Source organism: Lysinibacillus sp. FSL H8-0500, from assembly GCF_038051955.1.
Lineage (GTDB): Bacteria > Bacillota > Bacilli > Bacillales_A > Planococcaceae > Lysinibacillus > Lysinibacillus macroides.
Genome location: NZ_CP150292.1, coordinates 1,763,557 through 1,784,594, shown reverse-complemented (window position 1 = coordinate 1,784,594; position 21,038 = coordinate 1,763,557). Strand labels below are relative to the sequence as shown.

The following is a 21,038-nucleotide window of genomic DNA, read 5'->3' as shown; positions in this document are numbered from 1 at the left end:
TGTTGAAATGACAAAACTATTAGTGGTGGATGATGATGCACATATTCGAGAATTAGTAAAAGTGTTTCTGCAAAATGAGGGCTTAGAGGTGATAGAGGCTATCGATGGTGTTGATGCACTGTCCAAATTAGACACTGAAAAAGTCGATATGGTCGTGATGGACATTATGATGCCCAACATGGATGGCTGGGCATTATGTGAGGAAATACGTTCATTCAATACAGATCTACCAATCCTTATGCTCACAGCTAAAGGAGAAACCTCTCAAAAAATCAAAGGCTTTCATTTAGGGACGGATGATTATCTCGTGAAGCCTTTTGAGCCTGCCGAGCTAATTGTACGTGTTAAGTCAATCTTAAAAAGATACCGTATTTCCCTTTCTCAAGTTGTAGAGGCTGGTAACGTCAAACTGAATCGCCACACACATGAAGTGGAGATGAACGGCGAGACGATTCTACTTCGTTTAAAGGAATTCGAGCTATTATTTACATTTGCAAGCTATGTTGGCAAAACCTTTTCCCGTGAACAGTTAATCGAAGAAATTTGGGGCTACGACTATGAGGGAGATGAACGAACAGTTGATGTCCATATCAAAAGAATACGCGAGCGCTTCCCACAGGAGATGAGTGGCTTTGTCATTCGTACCATTCGTGGGCTCGGCTACCGCTTGGAACTAGCTTCATGAGAAAACGAAGATTCCTTTTAAGATTAGCCATGGTCTTTTGTTTGTTTCTTATTGCCAATACTGTTTTTGCTTTTATTTCTTATCACGCAACGACATGGCTGTATGGTCGATTAGGGACAGAGCCTCATGGTTTTTGGCTACAATTAGCAACAGTAATTGGCGTGTTTGTGCTTTTTGCCTGTTCAGCTGCCATTATCTTTTTAATCGGACTAAATCGACAACGCAACTACTGGGATACCATTGTAGATGCATTAAGTCGCATGGCAAAGGGTGATTTTGATGTCCAGTTGGATTTGAAAGCGGATGAAGAGGATCAATTTGGGCAATTGATTCACGGCATTAACCATATGGCTGTTGAATTAGCTGAACTGGAAAGAATGCGTCAGGAATTTATTTCAAATGTTTCCCATGAAATCCAGTCACCCTTAACGTCTATTAATGGCTTTGCCAAAGCACTAAAAAATATGGATCTACCTGAGGAAAAACGTCAGCATTACTTAGCGATTATCGAAATGGAAAGTCATCGCCTATCGAAAATTAGTGAAAATTTACTTAAACTTACTTCCTTAGAATCGCAGCATCATCCATTTGAGCCTACAAATTATCGACTCGATAAACAATTACGCAATGTGGTGTTGGCACTTGAACCAAATTGGTTAGCCAAACAGATCGACTTTGATCTCGATCTTGACAGCATGAGTATCACGGCAGATGAGGATTTAATGAATCAAGTCTGGATGAACTTGCTGACAAATAGTATTAAGTTTACGCCCGCCAATGGAACCATCACACTCTCTATGAAAAAGCAATTCGATACGATAACCGTGATGGTTCAAGATACTGGCATTGGCTTAACCGAAGAACAACAAAAGCATATTTTTGAAAGATTTTATAAGGCCGATCAATCACGAACTGCAGGAAACGGTGGTAGCGGATTAGGGCTAGCCATTGTCAAAAAAATTATCGATATGCATCATGGAACCATTATGGTGGAGAGCAAGCTAGCTGAATTTACAAGATTTTTGATTACTGTGCCTATCGATAGTACGCCAACGCGTGCAAACAACTAAAACCGTTTGCACGCGTTATTTTTTCTAGTAAGCTACTTTGCTAAAGTATCGATAGACTTTATTTAGTTTTTGCTGTTGCTTCCCTTTTTTGCTTTCCATGTTACCGAACTCAAAAAACTTCACTTTTTTCATCCCAACAAACTTAAACAACGCTTTCTTCATCAAAATTTTATGTGCATTGTTCAACCATAAAAACGGATAATTGGTTGGCCCCTTCATCGTGGACACACAGACCACAGATTTCCCTTTTAGAAGACCCTCTGGAAATAACCCCTTTGTATCGCGATAAGCAAAGTTTGCCGCAAATAATTGGTCAATATACCCTAACAGCATGGCTGGCGGTCTCCCCCACCAGATTGGATAAACAAATACAATTTGATCTGCCCAAGAGAGCTGTTGGCGGTATTTTTCCATTTTCGGATCCTGATACATGTCACGACGTCGCTTATGCTCATGGAAAATTAAACGTGGATCGAACTCTTCTTCATATAAATCTAGTATTTGAATCTCCTCGATGGCAGGATTTTCACGACACCCCTTTATCACCTCTTGTAAAAAAGCATAATTTAAACTTTTATGGTTTGGGTATGTATAAACAATTAACGTTTTCATTGTGTGCCTCCCTATTACTTATCATTTGATAACAAAATAATAATCTACCTACCTTTAGTTGTCAAATGATAATTGTTTTAAGACAAGTTATTTGTTATCTTGACAGTAAGAGGTGATCCCATTGAATAAAAGCGCTTTATTTCATCAGTTTGTATCATTTACAGCCACCATCCATCAAGTGACACATGATCTCACACAAAATGTTACCGCTGCGAATATCACACCGCTACAATATAAAATTCTTGAATATATTAAAGTAAGCCAACCCGTCACACCAACCGAAATCAGTGAATGTCAACACATGTCCTTACCCAATACAAGCCGTGAATTACGGAAATTGCAGGAACGACAGCTAATCGAAAAATTTAGCGACACAGCCGACCGAAGAAAGCAGTATGTCCGCTTGTCCAAAGAAGGCGAAAAAATGATGGAGGAGGCATTCGCCTGTATCGAAGAACGCTTTTTACAGCTTATTCAACACGCAACACCGAATGATCTAAAGGACATTCAGCAAGCCCTAACTATCCTAGAGCAAAAGGTATTTCAACAAAGAAGCTAAGACTATACTGCTTCAAAAACATGGTGGTAGGTGCTTTTTAGCAAGGAATTTTCGAGGGGGAAAACATGTGATTTCCGGTCTTATATCCGCAAAATGGATATAAGACCAGAACAGCTCATTCCCTTAAATAGAATTATTCATCTTTCACGCAACACGATAATCATAGCTTGAAATGAATCATTAAAAATCTTTAAAAGCATCCCTCTATCATTTACCACAGATTCGTAACCCATTTGCCTTTTCCTTAATAGTATAAAGATGAGTAGAAGGAGGAGTCTCAAGTGGGAGTAGTGGTATTTGATAGAAAGAGTATTGAAGAGCAGTTTGAAACACTTCCCTTATGGCAACAGGCAGCCTATACAGATTTTGCTGCTACGATTGCCGATGAAGCGAATACATTTCCGTGTATACCAGCAAGAATGGGCTTTTTATCAAACCATTTACGCTATAGTTTTGTCGGGGATCCACGGGAGGAGCAAACGATTAAGATGTTAGCACAATGCTTAAAGGAATATGCGAAAGCCTCACGAACTTTTGGAAAATATACAACGTTCACGGTATTCTTCCATACCCCTCAAGATATGCTAGATAGCTTTGAGGTGATGGATTATCAGCAGTTATTTTGGTCCATCTTAAACAATTTAACCAACATAGATGAAATGGATTGGCCTGATGGAATACCAATGGAGCCTACACACCATGAATGGGAATTTTGCTTTCATGGAGAGCCCTATTTTATTTCGTGTGCAACACCAGCCCATAAATTGCGAAAGAGTCGTCATTTTTCCACTTTATTAATGGCCATTCAACCACGTTGGATATTCGATGATATAAACGACTCCACTACCTTTGGGCGAAAAATCAAAAAGCTCATTCGGCAGCGGATTGCAGACTATGACACGGTTCCAGGGCATCCTGATTTAAAATGGTATGGGCAAGAAGATAGTTATGAATGGAAGCAGTACTTCTTAAGTGATGATAACCATAGTCCATCCAAATGTCCTTTTTTAAGGATGTCTCAGGAAAACGGTTCATTACGTAATGTTTTTTTGCCTTTTCACAACAATCCAGGTCGCCACACTGATTAAGGCTATAAAGAGCAGGCTCACATAAAAACCGAGTCTGCTTGTTTTTTCACCTAAAGTTCCAGATACCGTCACAGCAATGAGCAACATCCCTATACCATTCTTTACATGCCCCCACTTCGTTAACTCCATGAGCTTCCAGTAGGTCATTAAAATAAAAAGCCAATTATAGATCAACATTAAGCCCGCTGCCGTGATCAAATATTCAAAGATTTTTTCTGGCATCAAAAAACCAATGACAATCGTGATCACTAGCCCACTCGTTAAAAATAAAAAGGCTGGAAAGGGAACTTTCATTTTTCCTTTCTTTGCGAGTATTGCCGGTGCATCATGATCCTCTGCAAGTGTAGTGAGAATGGTGATCACTGCATAAAGCGAGGCCACCATTGTTGAAAAACCAGCAATGATTAACACACCATTAAAAATATCTGCCACAAAAGGTATATGGTATCCTTGAAGCGCTGTAATAAAAGGACTTTCATCAATCGAAAAGTCTTTCCACGAAACGAGTACTAATGCAAGGGCGATGGCCATGATAAAAATAACGGTAATCACGATCAGCATAATTCTCCCCGCTTTTGGCGCCTCTTTTGGATTTTTCAAATCGATGACCATTAAACCCATCACTTCAATTCCTCCATAGGCATAAAAGGCATAAAGTAATCCGAGCCAAATACCTTTTAGTCCTTGTGAAAAAAATGCTTCATAATTAGCTTGAAGTGAAGCCATTGTAGTAGATGGTGTACCTCTCATGATGATAACCACTGCTACAATAATGAACATAATGATGGCAGCTGCCTTTAAGGCACCGAAGATATTTTGGAAATTTTCAAAGCCCTTCATGCCTGTGAGAATAACGACTAAACCAATAGCAGCATAAATCGATGCAGCAATCCACAGGGGCAGCACCGGAAACCAAAATTTCGTAAAAATGCCGAGCGCCATCAGCTGGCTTCCCATGATTAATAGCTCAGAAATCAAGTACACCCAGCCATTGCTAAATCCTGCCCAGCGTCCAAAGGCTTGCTTGGCATAGGTACGAAAAGAGCCTTTATCTGGATTTTCCACAGACATTTTAACAAGTGCATCATACACGATATACGTACAAATGGCCGCTAATAAAAAAGGAATTAATACCGCAGGCCCACTTTTATGAATGGCCATACTTGTCCCAAGAAAAAAGCCCGTTCCCAAAGTACAACCGATTCCAAGAAGCGAAAGCTGCCACCAGGCCATACTTCCTTTAGCTGATTTTGAAGTCATTTGTTCTCAACCCTTCGTTACGTTCTTACCAATGGCAATGTCATACATCGAATGCCACCACCGCCTTTTTCAAGCTCAGTGACATCAACTTCGAGCAAGTTTTTATTCTTCAGCAGTGGATGCGCCAATAATTGTTGTTGTGTTGCCTGCTTGCTTATCAACAGTGTTTCAGGATTCAGATTAATAAAGTTGATGTCTGGAATGGTCTTATACGAGTTCAGCCAGTAAACATCCAAACCATGACGCTTTAAAAATGACTCTACCATATCAAAACGACTGCTTTGAGCTGTTAACACCTGAATAGGAAAATGGCGTACAAAGCTTTTAGCAACAACCAGATTCGCGTTTACAACATTACAATTCATATCTAAATGCAGCGTATCATTGCTTTTCGGTAAATCAATTATGGCAATTTCAGAAAACCCCTCTTGAAAAATGCCTTCCTTTAAGCTTTCGATAGCTTCTATCGATGTTCTCATTCCAAGATTAATAAGCACAGCATCTTTATTTAAAATTAACAAATCTCCACATTCGAAGGAATGAAGCGGCTGCAAATTAGCTTTCCATTGTTGTGGTAACCATTTTTCTAATAGTGAATGTGCAAGAGGGTACTCTGGATTTCTAAGTGAGCTTCCAGCATTTCCAAGTAAAAGCCGATTCCCAATGACACAGGCTAGGTCACGCACAAAATAACGATTGAGGAGCTGCTCACTTAATAGCTGCTGATCTGGGGTTAGTTCGTTTGCATAATCAAGTACATGTACCCCTGCGTTTTCGAATGTTGTCTTTAATGCCATGAAATTATCCATTGCCTTCTGATGGTTGACCGTATCACTCCAACCAACCTGCTCTGCTATTGTTAAATCCGTTACATCTACGATTGATGGTGCACAAAGCATCACTACTTTTAATTCCCCATGTTCTGACCAACAATTTAGTTGAAATGAATCCATTCAAGTATTCTCTCCTTCTTCACAACGATCTCTGTTAGCGTTACCATTGATTTTCGGATTATACTAGGACTATAAATAAGAAGGATTTTCTAGCTAAATAAAATACATTTATAAAAATGGGTGTCATTATAGGGACTATAAATCGAAGTATTACTCCAAAAAAGATATGATGGTGGTTGGAGGCTCCCTAGTAGCTTGATGAAATTAGGTGAGAGCTTAGCGGATACTGCCAAAAGAAAGATACAAGAAGAAATAGGGCTAGTCATCTCAGATTTACAATTATTGAGTATTCTTATATAAGGGGCAAATTATATACAGTTACAGCGTTCTACTATACAAAAAATATGAACGGTGATTGAGTGGTTAATTACAAGGAATCTGAGACAATACCATATTTCTCCCTCTTGAATTTGCCAACAGAACATCATTATATTGAACCGTATAAAGCCCAATTAATAAATTAGAGAGAAAACAAAATGTTCTTTCTAATTGTCATGTAAAGTACTCCAATTTAGCTTGAGGGAAAAATTTTTTCATATAGCCATACAAATGCTCCTTAATATCTTCCTCTTCTTCTTTTTGATAAATGTATTTACCTATCCCATATTTGCCCCATTTATATCGTCTCACTGTCTCATCGAGCTCTAGCTTCGTCATCGGGTAATTTTTTTCAATCACTCGTTTGGCTGGCTTTGTAAAACGATGCTGAATAAATTCAAAGGTAATGTCATCTCGCACATCCTCTGGCAATTCTGCATCCAATCGCTCAAACATATGATAATACCCCTCCTGCCAGCCATCATGTAGATAAATTGGAGCGACAATAAAACCAAGAGGATATCCAGCTCTAGCCACTTTCCCCGCTGCCTCAATGCGCTTCTCCAATGGTGATGTACCTGGCTCAAAGTGCTTAATCACATAATCAGCATTGACACTAAAACGAAACCTTGTCCGACCATTATGCTTGGCATCCAATAGATGATCCACATGATGGAATTTCGTTACAAATCGTAATTGGCCTAGCTCACTTTGGCCAAAATGCTCAATGGCTCGCTTTAAGGTATGTGTAAGATGATCAATACCTACAATATCAGAGGTACAGGATGCCTCAAAGCGTGTGATGTCAGGAGCTCGTTCAGCCATATAGTGATCGGCCTGTTCTAGGATTTCATCGACATTGACATACGTCCGAATATAAGGTTTGCTGCCCATTGTTGTTTGTAAATAGCAATAATGACAATGTCCCATACAGCCAGTTGCAAATGGGATGGCATATTCCGCTGAGGGCTTAGATGTATCAAACTTCAATGTTTTTCGAATGCCCACTACTAATGTTGATTTTGCTACCCGATACTTTTGAAAATCATTGTCTCCAGGAAGATTTCTTACTTGATTATGCGAAGTTGTATAGCGAATTTCAATCCCCATCTGCTCAAACTTCGCTTTTAGCTCCTGACCTAGTGGATACTGGAGGGCATCTGGCTCAAAATAAACAAGCTGAGGGGTAAATGGCTTCATCATGTGATTCCTCCCTTAATGAAAATATTGATGATAAGCCTGTTCAGCTGCCATCTCGTTTGAAAAAATTACCATGTCATTCGTGATTGGATAATAGGTTTCAAATAAAAATAGAGCTAGCTCCTCTGGATTCTCTGGATGATAAACCACTGCCGCTTCCTGTATATTCGCTACATCTTGAATATGTGGATTGCGGTAAAAAATATAAACAATATCACCCACATCATATGGTTGTTGCATCTCTTCACCTTCCTCTGTCTTTCCATTAGTTTGGTGAAAATGTACAAAAAATATGTCATAAAAAAATTTATTGGCAATATATACATTCGTGCGGTTATTTTCATCAGTTATCTAGGAAATAGCAAGCTGGTGATAGAATAAATGACTATGGGCAAGAGAGTCGCCTACTGCCCTATGTTTCGTAAAGTCTATCAGTATAATCTTCATTATTAGCCAATCCTCCTGCGCCAAATAGTGTGGCACTATCCACTCGAAATACCCTTACTCAGCTCAGCCCACTTGTATGGAAAGTGAACAAGAAAAGGTATTGATATAGCCTGATGGTTAAATTTTCTTCAAAAGGTAAAAGGGTGAAACTTTTAAGCTGTTGATACGTTAAATTAGATGTCATGCTAAGTCAATCAAATGGCATGAAGAAGGGTGGAATTTATGAAAAAAATATGGACTTTACTTTTTGCTGCGATACTCATTGTACCGTTATTATTGCAGCCGGCCACCGCACAAGCGGCAAAAGCCATTACTATTAATGTGGACGGGGTTCAATTGAAGACCGATCAGCCCCCAGCGATGATTCAAGGTCGTGTTATGCTACCACTTAGAGCAATCTTTGAGGCATTGGATGCAAGCGTGAATTGGGATCAAAAGAATCAAACTGTCACGGGGATTAAAGGAGACACAACGGTAGTCCTCAAGATTAAATCGAAGGTAGCTACTATTAATAACCAGACAGTTACGCTTGATGTACCAGCACAGATATTAAAAGGTAGAACAATGGTACCAGTACGCTTCGTTAGTGAAGCGCTTGGTCAAGAAGTTGACTGGAACTCGGAAAAACAGCTTGTTTCTATTAAATCTGACACGCCGAGTAATATCAGTATTTCTCCTGTGAGCAATGTGTCGGTTCGAGATGTTGGTGATCAGGGAGATGGGCGTGACCTTGAGGTTAGCTTCTCTAAATCGTCTACAGAATCATACGTTGATCATTATCGAGTTATGGTTGTGAAGGCTTCAAAAAATTTTAATTTGGCCTCGGCTCTGAAAGTCTCTCCCTCTAATTATTCGGTGGTATCGACTTCAAGTGCGAATCGTGCCGTAACTTTATCGCAGAGCTCGCGAGATGTAGACGGGGACTACATAAAAAATGATCAGTCTTATGTGGTTCATATACTTGCTATTGGTAAAGGTTCTTATTCCAGTGTATTATCGACCTCTTCTCCGAAGATTACTCTAACAGACATGTCTTCTGTTACAACGGTAACAAATGTGAAGATGAGCGATATTAACGATTTTGGCGATGGACGCGATGTTTCAGTTAGCTTCACTCGTCCGCAGAATGATAACAATATTTCCAATTATCGTGTGTTTATCGTAAAGACCAAGGATGCTAACAATTTTAGTCTTACTACTGCGAATAATTTATCCAGCAACTACTATACAACAGTGGAAAAATCGGGAAGCAACGGCAGTACGTTGGTAGTAACTCTGTCTTCCTCAACACGTGATACTTCTGGTGACTTTATTAAGAATAGCGAATCTTACACAGCTTTCGTTATGTCTGTAAGTAGTACGAATTCAGTTGTTAATAAGCTGTCTCCTGCTTCATCGTCAGTAACACTTACTGTATCTACTCCGATTATTACACAAGTGGATGATGTCAATGACTTTGGAGATGGACGCGACCTAAGAGTTAACTTCAACAAAGTGTCTGATGAATCTAATATCAACTCTTATCGAATTTTTGTTGTAAGAGCTAATAACTATTCGAACTTCACACTGACGAAGGCCAACAGTTTATCTAACTCTTATTACACACAAGTGAACAAGACAGGCAACAATATTACTCAGGTGCTCTCTACAGGGGCAAAAGATACTGATGGTTATGCCATTCAGAATGGCATTAGCTATCGTGTATTTGTTATGGCTGTAGCTAATAACTCAGCGAATAACGTACTCTCTTCAGCCTCCAATATGATTTCGCTACTTAACAACAATGTGGGTGCAGTGTCGAATCTCAATGCCAGCGATGTGAGTGATTATGGCAACGGGCGTGACCTCTTTGTCTCTTTCAATAAGGCTGTGGATGAATCAACTATTAATCACTATCGAATTATGGTTGTACCAACAGCAAATTATAGTAACTTTAGCCTGACAGATGCTAATAGCGTATCCAGCAGCAATTACACGACTGTAAACAAGTCTGGAAAATCCACATATGAGCAGGCATTATCTGAAACTACACGGGATGTGCGCGGCAATTATATCAAAGAAGGTACTAGCTACCGTATCTATGTATTGACTGTTGCCAATGGTAATTCCATAGGAAACAATGCGCTAACTGCGGCGACGGCTACGATTACACTAACTAAGAACTTCAATGTGCAAGCTGTAACCAATCTGAATGTTGCAGATATAGACGATAATGGAGATGGTCGTGATGTGCAGGTAACGTTCACAAAGCCTTCTGATGAAACGAATGTCAATCATTATCGGATTCTAATCGTACCAACAGCTTATTACAGTAGCTTTAATCTTTCACAAGCTAGTAGCAGCACTTATTACATCACAGAAAGCAAAGGTGGAAATATAGCAACAACTAGAACATTGGATGGGATTAGGGATGTTCGCGGTAATTTTATTACAGAAGGAACTAGCTATCGCGTCTATGTACTAACTGTAGCCAATGGAAACTCTTCAAATGCCTATGCCCTATCATCTCCTTCGTCTGCGATTACACTTAATAAAAGCAAAGCTGTTCAAGCGGTAAGCAATATTAATGTAAGCGATGTTGGTGATTATGGAGATGGTCGAGATCTACAGATATCATTTACGAAACCTTCTGATGAATCAAATATTGATAGTTATCGTATTCTTGTTGTACCCGCTTCAAAAGCAAATGGCTTTGATCTGAACACAGCTACTAGAGTCACTAATTATACAGATATAAATAAAGGCCAGTATAGTATGAAATTGGGAGCTGGTAGTAGAGATACAGATGGAAGACTTATCACTAACGGTGAAGAATATCGTGTATATATATTGTCCATAGGTAGCGGAAATTCTAAGGCAATGTATACCTTATCTTTCCCATCTTCCTTCATTACTTTAGAAGATCGTTCAGCCTCTGGGTCGGTGGAGAAAGTGACACTGAGTATTCAGGGGGATGGATATAAGTATTCCGATATTAACATTAGCTTCGATGTCAAAAATGGACAAAACGTATCGGAGTATAGAGTGTTTATGTTACCTAAAGATGTAGCAGATAGCTTCAAAATAGATGATGCTATTAATAATCCAAATAGTACTAGAATTTATCCGAATAACCTCTCCAACGTTAGCCAAGCGCTAAGCATACCAGTAGATGCATTTGGTAATCAACTCAATCCATCTACAGAATATGTTGCTAAGGTTTTGACTTTGGTAAAAGGAACTTATATGCTATCGAGCTCTTCCAATAATTCAGTGCAACTCCGTCCAAGTCCTGATAATATTGAGACGTCCCAAGACTCTCAAATTAATCAATAGGTCAAGTAATTTCTTCATAGTAGGGACTTCCTATGGTGCTTCATGGACCAGAGGGAGTCCTTTTTTATTGTGTGCTACGCAATGCATTGTCCCTAGACCCTTCCACAAGTGATTGGTCTAACTAGCAAAGGTAGCAATCAAGTAGTGGTGGAGTTTAGGATAAAACGGATGATGGATTAATAGTGAAAATCAATCTAGTGATATGTAAAATTCGCTGATCCTCTTAAATATTATAGAAATAAGGATGATTGTGGTCTAAAACCGGCTTCTGGGAGGAGTTAGCCATTGACTTATGGTTTGGGATGCCTTGTAGCTATCTGCATAATTATGGATTGCCCATGATGAAGTAAATCGTAGCCCGGATTTTGATTTGAAAAATGCCAGACAGAATCCGGGCAAAGAGGCTTTTTTGATGTTCGGTAAAAAATACTACAGGTTAAATATATGAAGTAATAGCTTACATTTACGTTGACACTGGGTACAGTAGATTTGAACTGATAACTCTAACGAAGTGGTGGAGATATTCTCAATTCGATACTTTTACTCTTACTATGTTAATGCCTTTTTTATACATTTTTTTATTTAGATAAATCTATTTTTTTATTTAGTAAGTAAATCGTCAATCCACCAACAGTCATCGACAATAATTCTCCAACGCCCACTGTAAACCATGTTGCCCAAAAAGGAAGGTCATACAGGATGGTTAATTGTCCAGCAACCGTAAACATGGAGAGAGCGAAAATCAATGCAGTAACCACCATTTTGGTAATGTCATTTGTTATATGTTTTGTGACGTGTCTACATAGGAGTAAGACAAGGAAGGTTGCAATTCCCCCGATTGGCACATCCAGTATCCACGTCGGTGACATAAAATTGGCTAGTATAACGCCTAAAGTCACCGCAACAACATAGCGCTTATTGTACAATGCCAGATAATTAAACATTTCTGACAAACGTAGCTGGACAGCGCCAAAGCTAATGACTGATAATATAACCGTTACAGCCACATAAAGAGCTGCAACAAGTGCCGTTTTTGTAAGCTCACTTACAGAAAAACGGCTTGAATCTTTTACAATAGATGTATTCAATTTTATTCTCCTTTGTAAAATAGCTAGTCGCTATTTTAGTAATAACTACGACCAAAGGAAGAGAGCTACACGCCCTATCTGAAGTGCCGTAGTGCAAGCAACTTCTTGCTTACCTGCGTATTATAGCCGAAGAATATCTTCTTGGACAATACTATTTTGTCAGCCAGCCACCATCAATTGGTAACACGGCTCCATGAATATAATCGGCAGCCGAGCTTGCTAAAAATAGTGTTAAATTGGCGACCTCAGAAGGCTGTGCCCAACGACCTGCTGGCGTTTCGTTGGCTACCCATTTTGCCATCTCCCCATCACCTTCAAAGTCTGCCTTATTCATCGGTGTTTGAATGGCTCCCGGTGCTATCGCATTTGCACGAATGCCCACGCGGCAATAATCTAAGTCTAGCTGCTTCGTATAGCCAATAATGGCATGTTTGGAAGCTGTATAGGCTGCACCGCCACCGCCCGCAACAAGTCCTGCAATCGATGCCATATTGACAATTGTGCCAGAGCCACGTTCCACCATATGCGGTAAAATTGTATTCGTTACAAAGAATGTTCCCTTTACATTCGTGTTCATAATTTTATCCCATAACGCTTCATCCGTCTCAAGCGTTTTCGCAAAGCCATCTAAAATACCTGCCGTATTACATAAAATATCAATTTGCTTAAATTTCGAGATTGCCTCCAAATACGACTGCTTCACATCGTTTTGCCTACACACCGTACCAACCTTATAGGAAAAGCAATCAGGGTATTGCTGCTGTAAATGAACTAATCCTTGCTCCTCTAAGTCAAAACCAAATACATTTGCCCCATTTTCTAAAAATGCAACAGCTTGAGCATAGCCAATACCTGAGGCCGCACCTGTAATAAATACCGTTTTACTCATATATTCCTCAAACTTCATAACGTTTTCCCTCACAGAAAGAAGCCATCCCACAAATTGAGATGACTTCTCTTATTACGATTCTACAATTATCCAATCCTCTGCTAATAAATCACATATAGTAGGTGTGAACATAATGTAGCCCTCACCTCGCACATTAATTAAAAAATAAGGATTCAATGTGTCACCATCATGCTGGCTTTTGCCGACTAGCTTCACATAAAGCTCAGCACCACCCCAGCCCTCGCGAATCACCTTTTGTCCTGCTTTTAAGCGCGGTAATATTTCTTCAAAAGTCATATATTCCATCCTTTATATCCATTCTTTATCGCATTAGTATACGGGATTTTTTCCATATTGACAACCTTCCTCAGGATACTATCTGTACAATCATTCTTATGAAAAACTACAATATTATCTAATTTTAATTATTTGATTGGAATTTTAACAATAGCCGTTGTTTCTTGATAGTTGGAAGAGTCAAAGGCAATATGCCCATTATATTTTTGGACAATTTCTTTCACAATAAATAAGCCCTGACCTCTAATTTTTCCATTCCCTGCTTTTTTTGTAGAAAACCCTCGTTTAAATATATAGGTTGTATCTTCAATATTAGGGCCTGTATTTGTTACACTAAAGTCATATTGTGTCTCATCTGCTTTACAGCAAATTGTAATTTTACGTTGGCCCTCTGGCAATTCAATAGCAGCCTCAATAGCATTATCAATTAAATTGGATAAAATCTTAATTAAATCAGTTGTTTTAATTTTATAAAAGGCATTTTGGGAAATGGTAAAATCCATATCAATATTATGATTTTGAGCTGTTAATTTCTTTGTTTGCAATAAAATAGATAAGCCTGGATGATCGATGTTTACTTGAAGTGATTTAATGGCTTGTACCTCTTTCGATAATGAGCACAAATATTGCTTTGCTTGTTCTGTTTTTTCTAATTGCAATAGCCCATGTAAAACTTGGATATGATTCGTAAAATCATGGCGTAGTGACGATACTGAGGCAATTAATGTTTTAATTTCTGCTTGATAGGCATCCTCTGTAGCACCAACCTCCTTCGCTACCTCCTTTTGATACCATCTTTGGAGCAATAAAAAGGAAGCAATCACCACTAAAATAAGTACACCATTAAAAATAAACATAAAGATATTGTCTTTAATCACTTTTCCCTTAATACCATTTAGCATATCTGCACTAATATCAATGCCAAGATAACCAATAATTTCGCTTGTCTCATCTTTGATTGGTGCACCGACAGAGACATAAGAACCATGTAGAACATCATCAATAACCTCTGTGACATAGGTTTCACCATTATAGGCCTTGTGTACGTCGCTTGCAGGCACTGTACAAGTTTCACCAATATCAAAGCTCATGGTATGCTCTCTCGGTAATCCCATAATCATTGCTTTTGATACCTCTGGATTATCCACCAATATGGTATAAACAAATAAAGCGCCTGTCTTTACTCTTGCATCATTTAAGTAACTTCTTATTTCCCAATAATAATCATTTTTTTGGGGATCTTCTAAAAATTTTTTATATGTATCTGTATCTATAGCAGAGGCAATAGAAATGGCAGCCTCTAAACTTTGATTGGCAATGGACTCCTCTACCGTCTTTTTAATTTTTATATAGGATGTAATAATATTTAAACTTGTAAACACACATAATAAAATCACTGATAATAGTAAAATTAGTTTTATTTTTCGATTTTTCATAAAAAGCGAGACTTCCTCATCTATAGAGATTAATTCCAATATTAAAGATAACTAACTTTATTTTTCACTTGTACGCAAACATTGCTTGTCTAGCCTACCTAAATTAAATGATAAAATCAATTTTTATTTTATAAAATACTAAAATTATCGTTGTAACCTAGCTTAATTGCAACGTATATGGATAAAATTGAATATTCAAATAATTATTTTCATCTCATTTAAGTAGAAAAAATTTTTTTATAGAGAACTTATATTAAAAAGTAGCAGTATAGCTCGTTTATAATAAAATGATTTATCACTATAGGCGTTATAAAAAGATCAGGCTGAAGGCTACCTGATCCTTATTTACATATTATTTTTTACTAGCCGTGCGTGTTCTATCATGTGGTTTTAGAAAAGCTGGTCGTCTGGCATAGCCCTTTGGTGTTAGACGCATTAGCGATTTCCCAATATTACTCTTTTCAAAACTTGCACCAAAGTTAATATACGGCATACCTAGAACACGTATATTGGCTGTGTACAATAAGATAAAAAAGATGGAGACAAAAAACCCAAATAACCCAAAAAAAGCAGCTGCCATAATAATAATTAATCTAAAAATGCTCATCGCAGTTACAAAGGATTGGTTAACAAGTGTAAAAGCAGCAATGCTTGAAATCGCGATGACTACAATCATGGAGGGGCTTGTGACACCAGCTTTAATAGCAGCATCACCGATAATTAACCCCCCCACTACGCTGACAGAGCCGCTCACCGCGCTCGGCAGGCGTAAGCTAGCTTCTCGAAATAACTCAAACATAAAGAGCATCATTAATATTTCAAGAATTGTTGGGAAAGGCAGTCCTCCTCTCGACTCTACAATGGTTGCTAACAGTATAAACGGGAGCTGCTCTTGATGGTATGTTGTCAGTGCAAGCCAAAAGCCTGGTAATAGCATACTAATTAATATCCCTACAATTCGCAGTAAGCGTTCCATAGAGCTAACGATAATTGGATATTCATTATCCTCTCCTGATTTAAAAAGTAGCATAATGTTTGCAGGGATAATAATAGCATAAGAAACACCATCAATCATGATAAGTATTCTTCCTCTAATTATGGCCTGCATAGCAAAATCTGGCCTTCCCGTGTAGTCATGTTTAGGCAAGATTTTTGTTGTTTCCTCCACCGTTTCCATTAGTAAATCACCATTCATGACAATATCTGTATCTACTTTTTGTAATTTTAATTTTATGCGCTCCAACATATTTACATTTACAATATCATCCATATAAAGAATTGCTACAGCGGTTTTTGAACGTGTCCCAATTTCTAACATATCCACACTAAATGAATTCGTTGGTAATCGTTTTCTTAATAAAGCAATGTTAATAAAAATATCTTCAATAAAGTCATCACGTGGCCCTTTTACCACAAGCTCAAGTGTTGTTTCTCCAGGCTCTCGATTGGGTCTTTGAGAAATATCACTGGCATAAAGCAAGTCAGCTTCCTCAATATACAATAGGACATAGCCTTTATAAACTTTTGTAATAGCATCCTCTTTTGTTAAAACCCTTTGTAAGTAAGGGATGTGTAAATATTGTTCAATTTGTTCCTGTAACACCTCATCAGTGCTATTATTTAATAAGGATTGAACCCGTTGAACAACAACTGCCTGAAGTAGGTGCTCATTAATCATTGCATCACAAGTTAGAAAATGTACGGTATATTGCTGAAATTGATACTGTTGGAATTGTACATCAGCAGAGCGTTGAAATAGTGATTTCAATATTTTTAAATTAAGTTCCATGGATGAAATACTTCTCATCTCCTACTGAGCCAGCTCAAGATTAGTACATTTATAAAAGTTATAAATACACTTACGCATATTTTCTCCATGACGATGAAAAATATTCAGGAAAACAGATGTTGCTCCTGTTCAACTTTTTGGAAAAAGCTATTCGTCCGTTTGACTAGGCTATCCATTGCTTTCACGTTTTTATCAATCAATTGAAGGAACCTCTGCTTTAATCAATCGTTCCTTTACAAGTAACTTGTCCTATGGAGATGATCTATTTGCAATTTTTCAAAAAAACAACATATAAACAAGGGATTTTTTATTGCTTATTAGTACTTTGCTGTATTATTTCGATTGTTGTTGTGCATCATAATGAACAATTTTATGAACAGCCCATTGCGGAAATTATCAAAGCTGAAGTGGTAGAATCAGAACCTCTCACAGATATGTATGATAATGATGATTATTTATTTACACAGGAGATTATAGCTGTGCTAAAAAATGGTCAGGCTCAAGGACAACGCATTCACTTGACCAATGAATATTCCTCATCAGGTGCTTTTGACCAACAATACCATGTTGGTAATAAAATTTTTGTTGCCGTCAATGAACAGGCAACCCAAAGTGATGTAACAGGTACAATTATCGATGTAAAACGAGATCAAACCATTGTCATTATCGCTTGGATTTTTATTTTTGCCTTACTGATTATTGGTAGAAGACAGGGCTTATTTGCCATTATTAGTTTAGTAATTAATGTACTGATTTTATCCTTTGCTTTGGACCTTTACGTTAAGCATGGTAATACCAGTTTATTACTGATCAGCGGAGCTTGTGCCATTTTATTTACTATTATTTCATTGTTGCTTATTAGTGGATTAAAGACAAAAACATATGCGGCTATTGTGTCAACACTGCTGGGCACAATAATTGCTCTTCTTATTAGCTCACTGGTGATGTGGGTAACGGGGGAAAATGGACTTCGCTATGAGGAAATGCAATTTTTAACACGTCCTTATCGTACAATTTTTATGGCAGGATTATTTATTGGCTCACTTGGCGCAGTGATGGATGTATCCATTACAATGGCATCCTCCATTTTTGCTTTATATGAGCAGGACCCTTCAATTTCTGTACAAGCACTAAAAGCTTCAGGTCAGGAAATCGGAAAAGATATCATGGGCACAATTACCAGTATTTTATTCTTTGCCTATCTTTGTGGCTCCATCCCAATGGTCATTCTCTATTTAAAAAACTCTTACACATTAGGACTCACACTTTCCTTAAATCTTTCATTAGAATTAGCTCGTGCTTTAGCTGGTGGTATTGGAGTCGTTTTAACGATTCCGATTAGCCAGTATATTGCTCTATTTTTCATTACTCGAAAGAAGGTTAAAGGATGAATGTTATCGTTTTATTAGCAATTATTTTATGTCTATTAATGGTAATGGTTGGTGGCAAGCAAGGATTCCGTTCCTTCTTATCATTATTTTTAAATTTTGGGGTCCTCTTTATCACTATCTTTTTAATGACAAACCCAAAGAACAGCCCTATCATCCTAACATTTATTGCTTGCACCATTATTAGCTGGATTAGCTTATTTTATATTAATCAAACAAACAGTAAAACCATTACAGCATTTATTGCCACAATGATTACGATAGTCGTTTTACTGCTTTTTATTACCTTCGTTACAAAAAAAGCAATGATTCAAGGCTTTAGCGAGGAATCTACGGAAGAAATCAGTATTTTTTCCTTGTATATTGGGGTCAATTTTGTTCAAATTGGCGCCTCCGTTATTATTATGAGCACAATTGGGGCGATTATGGATGTTGCCATTTCTATTGCTTCTTCTATGCATGAAATTTTTTATCGCAATCCTTCAATTAGCAAAAAAGCACTATTTACATCTGGGCTAGGCATTGGAAGAGATATTTTAGGGACAGATACTAATACGCTGTTTTTTGCTTTCTTTGGTGGCTATTTAAGCTTATTAATTTGGTTTAAGGACCTTTCCTATTCTCTTGGTGAAATCATTAATTCCAAAGTATTTAGTGCAGAAATTATGACGATTTTCTGCGCAGGTATTGGGATTGCATTAATCATCCCTATTGCTTCCTTTATCAATGCCTATTATTTAGTAAGAACACGTGAGAAAACCCTATAAAACCGCCTATATCATGTAGCCTTTATGAGCATAAACCATTCATACAACTAGATGATAAAGGAGTATGCCTGCTATGAAGCCTATTATTGTTGATTTTGATGGAACATTGGCCGATTCCACAGCTGCTCTTGTAGCAGCGTGGAATATTATTGCACAAAAACACCAATTGAAAGACATTAGCTTAAAGGATATCGATGGATTGAAAAAATTATCACTTATGGAGCGCAGCAAATTATTGAATTTATCCATGTATAAAGTGCCGCTCGTTTTACCGCAATTTTATCAATTATATCGTCAATCATTACAGGATATTCGCCCTTTTAAAGGCATGAAGGAAGTGCTGTTAGAGCTGGCTAAAAGAGGCTATAAAATCATGATTATTTCCTCTCATGCAAAGGATACTATTTTAACATTTCTAAAACTGAATGACATTCACTGTATTGCAGAGATTCTTTATTCAAACCCTATTGCAGGGAAGGATAAAGCGATAGAAAAATTTATAAAAAAATCTACTATTCCAGCAGATGAGATGCTATATATTGGTGATGAACAAAGGGATATTATCGCCTGCAAAAAGGTGTGTGTGCCAATTATTTGGGTGGGATGGGGCTATGATGCTAAAGAAGCGATACAATACTTGCAACCTGACTACCAAGCGGTAGCACCACACGACATTGTAAAGATTATAGATAGCCTATAGTGTTGGCTATCATTAATAGTTGTTCTTTAGCACCATTTAAAATGTCTTGCTCTTTAGGATAGCTAAATATTTTTCTGCGGTTCTTATTTCAATTGTTAGAAAATCTTCCCCGTAGATGGCTTTTATTAAAAAAGGTGCATCACTAGTATTTTGGAATCGAAAATCTAAACTATCGTAGGAAACTGTTGCATCTCTGCCCTGAGGCACATAGCCAATATCCAATGAATGATGATGACGCTCCACAAATTTGACTGGAATTTGATCTACTGCATTAAACAAAGTGGAGGATGTTTGGCAAATCCCCCCACCAATACCCATCACTATTTTTTTATTAATAATTTCGGGTGCAGGCTGATAGCCATTCGCCTCATCTCTTGGCCCTACAATATGATTAAAGGAAAAATAATCGCCACTACCAACGATTACATTGTCAATCGCCTTGGCAGAGAGCTCGATATTTTTATTTCTCCCTACATCTGCACGGTTAAAATAAGTTGTATAAGTTGCCACAACAACATCCTCTAAATAAGGAATATCTTCAAGCGAGTAGTTGCTTTTGGTAATCAAAATTGGCATTTCCACTTGTCCACCTGTTGCAGAAACAGCTAGTATGCTTTCCACTAATTCACGCTCTTTTAAAATTATGTGGGGTCTACCCTTGATAATATTCCCTTGATCATCCAATTTATCAAGCACCATATGCTGATCATAGCCAACCATTGTGGCTGTTCCTCTCGCCAAGTCTCTCGCTATTTGTTCAAGCAGCTTTTGATAGGCTTGTATATCTGTATCATAGCTAAATACTTGGGGTGAAATAGTCTCAATGATCGTATTCGTAGTCGGATCAACCACTTCTACAACAGGATTGGTTTGTTGTGTTGATTCATAGATAACAGGCTCTTCTAGCTGTTGACTCTCAGATGTTTTAGGATTTGCTGATTTTCCCTGACATCCTATTAATCCAACTGTACAAATCATACAAGCGATAGCTACCCACTTCTTTTTCAACTGATCGCACCTACCTTTATTGTTTTACTACAGAAACATCTTATTCGACTATTGCTAATAGTGTGTTGCTTTTTATGTATTTTTATTTGTTTCCACATAAAAAACACTCTCCAAGGAATATTGGAGAATGTTTAATTTTTTCAAACTCATGAGGGGAATCTCTTTCAAA

The 21,038-nt window shown here is 37.8% G+C and carries 19 protein-coding genes; 8 read left to right on the top strand and 11 right to left on the bottom strand.

What is annotated here, in order from left to right:
* The first annotated feature begins 7 nt into the window (after positions 1–7).
* Positions 8–685: a response regulator transcription factor gene (locus MHB44_RS08415; protein ID WP_341302365.1), complete on the top strand. Its 678-nt coding sequence runs from the start codon at positions 8–10 to the stop codon at positions 683–685.
* On the top strand, positions 682–1,755 hold the full coding sequence (locus tag MHB44_RS08410; protein ID WP_341302364.1) for a HAMP domain-containing sensor histidine kinase: 1,074 nt from the start codon (positions 682–684) through the stop codon (positions 1,753–1,755). The genes MHB44_RS08415 and MHB44_RS08410 overlap by 4 nt, the downstream gene beginning before the upstream one ends.
* Before the next feature lie 24 nt (positions 1,756–1,779).
* Here the strand turns inward: MHB44_RS08410 and MHB44_RS08405 are convergent, their stop codons facing one another.
* Complete coding sequence (locus tag MHB44_RS08405) at positions 1,780–2,367, bottom strand: NAD(P)H-dependent oxidoreductase (RefSeq protein WP_341302363.1); 588 nt, start codon at positions 2,365–2,367, stop codon at positions 1,780–1,782.
* Between the two features lie 121 nt (positions 2,368–2,488).
* Here MHB44_RS08405 and MHB44_RS08400 point away from each other — a divergent pair, with 121 nt between their 5' ends.
* Positions 2,489–2,926: a MarR family transcriptional regulator gene (locus tag MHB44_RS08400; RefSeq protein WP_341302362.1), complete on the top strand. Its 438-nt coding sequence runs from the start codon at positions 2,489–2,491 to the stop codon at positions 2,924–2,926.
* Positions 2,927–3,207: 281 nt separating this feature from the next.
* Positions 3,208–4,014: a YqcI/YcgG family protein gene (locus MHB44_RS08395; protein ID WP_341302361.1), complete on the top strand. Its 807-nt coding sequence runs from the start codon at positions 3,208–3,210 to the stop codon at positions 4,012–4,014.
* Here the strand turns inward: MHB44_RS08395 and MHB44_RS08390 are convergent.
* The 4 genes from MHB44_RS08390 to MHB44_RS08375 form a co-directional block, all read right to left on the bottom strand.
* Positions 3,961–5,274 (bottom strand): amino acid permease, encoded by a 1,314-nt coding sequence (locus MHB44_RS08390; protein ID WP_341302360.1) that lies wholly within the window; start codon positions 5,272–5,274, stop codon positions 3,961–3,963. The genes MHB44_RS08395 and MHB44_RS08390 overlap by 54 nt on opposite strands.
* Positions 5,275–5,291: 17 nt before the next feature.
* A complete protein-coding gene (locus MHB44_RS08385) occupies positions 5,292–6,227 on the bottom strand; it encodes an arginine deiminase family protein (protein WP_341302359.1) in 936 nt (311 codons plus the stop codon).
* A gap of 492 nt (positions 6,228–6,719) precedes the next feature.
* Complete coding sequence (splB, locus tag MHB44_RS08380; RefSeq protein WP_341302358.1) at positions 6,720–7,748, bottom strand: spore photoproduct lyase; 1,029 nt, start codon at positions 7,746–7,748, stop codon at positions 6,720–6,722.
* A gap of 12 nt (positions 7,749–7,760) precedes the next feature.
* Positions 7,761–7,985 (bottom strand): transcriptional regulator SplA domain-containing protein, encoded by a 225-nt coding sequence (locus tag MHB44_RS08375; protein WP_341302357.1) that lies wholly within the window; start codon positions 7,983–7,985, stop codon positions 7,761–7,763.
* A gap of 429 nt (positions 7,986–8,414) precedes the next feature.
* Between MHB44_RS08375 and MHB44_RS08370 the strand changes: the two genes are divergently transcribed.
* Complete coding sequence (locus MHB44_RS08370; protein WP_341302356.1) at positions 8,415–11,507, top strand: copper amine oxidase N-terminal domain-containing protein; 3,093 nt, start codon at positions 8,415–8,417, stop codon at positions 11,505–11,507.
* 578 nt (positions 11,508–12,085) lie between these two features.
* Here the strand turns inward: MHB44_RS08370 and MHB44_RS08365 are convergent.
* The 5 genes from MHB44_RS08365 to MHB44_RS08345 all read right to left on the bottom strand — a co-directional run bounded on the left by MHB44_RS08365 (position 12,086) and on the right by MHB44_RS08345 (position 17,006).
* Positions 12,086–12,595, bottom strand: a complete 510-nt coding sequence (locus MHB44_RS08365; protein WP_341302355.1) for a QueT transporter family protein — start codon at positions 12,593–12,595, stop codon at positions 12,086–12,088.
* Between the two features lie 151 nt (positions 12,596–12,746).
* The gene (locus MHB44_RS08360) at positions 12,747–13,502 is read right to left on the bottom strand and encodes a 3-oxoacyl-ACP reductase (RefSeq protein ID WP_341302354.1); all 756 of its coding nucleotides are present in this window, start codon (positions 13,500–13,502) and stop codon (positions 12,747–12,749) included.
* 54 nt (positions 13,503–13,556) lie between these two features.
* On the bottom strand, positions 13,557–13,781 hold the full coding sequence (locus tag MHB44_RS08355) for a DUF2829 domain-containing protein (RefSeq protein WP_341302353.1): 225 nt from the start codon (positions 13,779–13,781) through the stop codon (positions 13,557–13,559).
* Positions 13,782–13,909: 128 nt separating this feature from the next.
* Entirely contained in the window at positions 13,910–15,217 is a 1,308-nt protein-coding gene (locus MHB44_RS08350) for a GHKL domain-containing protein (protein ID WP_341302352.1), read from the bottom strand.
* 352 nt (positions 15,218–15,569) lie between these two features.
* On the bottom strand, positions 15,570–17,006 hold the full coding sequence (locus MHB44_RS08345) for a spore germination protein (protein ID WP_341302351.1): 1,437 nt from the start codon (positions 17,004–17,006) through the stop codon (positions 15,570–15,572).
* Between the two features lie 257 nt (positions 17,007–17,263).
* On the opposite strand from MHB44_RS08345, the gene MHB44_RS08340 reads away from it, so the two are divergent.
* The 3 genes from MHB44_RS08340 (at position 17,264) to MHB44_RS08330 (ending at position 19,861) form a co-directional block, all read left to right on the top strand.
* On the top strand, positions 17,264–18,397 hold the full coding sequence (locus tag MHB44_RS08340) for a YibE/F family protein (protein ID WP_341302945.1): 1,134 nt from the start codon (positions 17,264–17,266) through the stop codon (positions 18,395–18,397).
* The gene (locus tag MHB44_RS08335) at positions 18,394–19,161 is read left to right on the top strand and encodes a YibE/F family protein (protein WP_341302350.1); all 768 of its coding nucleotides are present in this window, start codon (positions 18,394–18,396) and stop codon (positions 19,159–19,161) included. Before MHB44_RS08340 ends, MHB44_RS08335 begins: the two co-directional genes overlap by 4 nt.
* A gap of 73 nt (positions 19,162–19,234) precedes the next feature.
* A complete protein-coding gene (locus tag MHB44_RS08330; RefSeq protein WP_341302349.1) occupies positions 19,235–19,861 on the top strand; it encodes an HAD-IA family hydrolase in 627 nt (208 codons plus the stop codon).
* Between the two features lie 36 nt (positions 19,862–19,897).
* Here the strand turns inward: MHB44_RS08330 and MHB44_RS08325 are convergent, their stop codons facing one another.
* Positions 19,898–20,869 carry a VanW family protein gene (locus MHB44_RS08325; protein WP_341302348.1) on the bottom strand — a complete coding sequence of 324 codons (972 nt, stop codon included), beginning with the start codon at positions 20,867–20,869 and terminating at the stop codon, positions 19,898–19,900.
* Positions 20,870–21,038 lie beyond the last annotated feature (169 nt).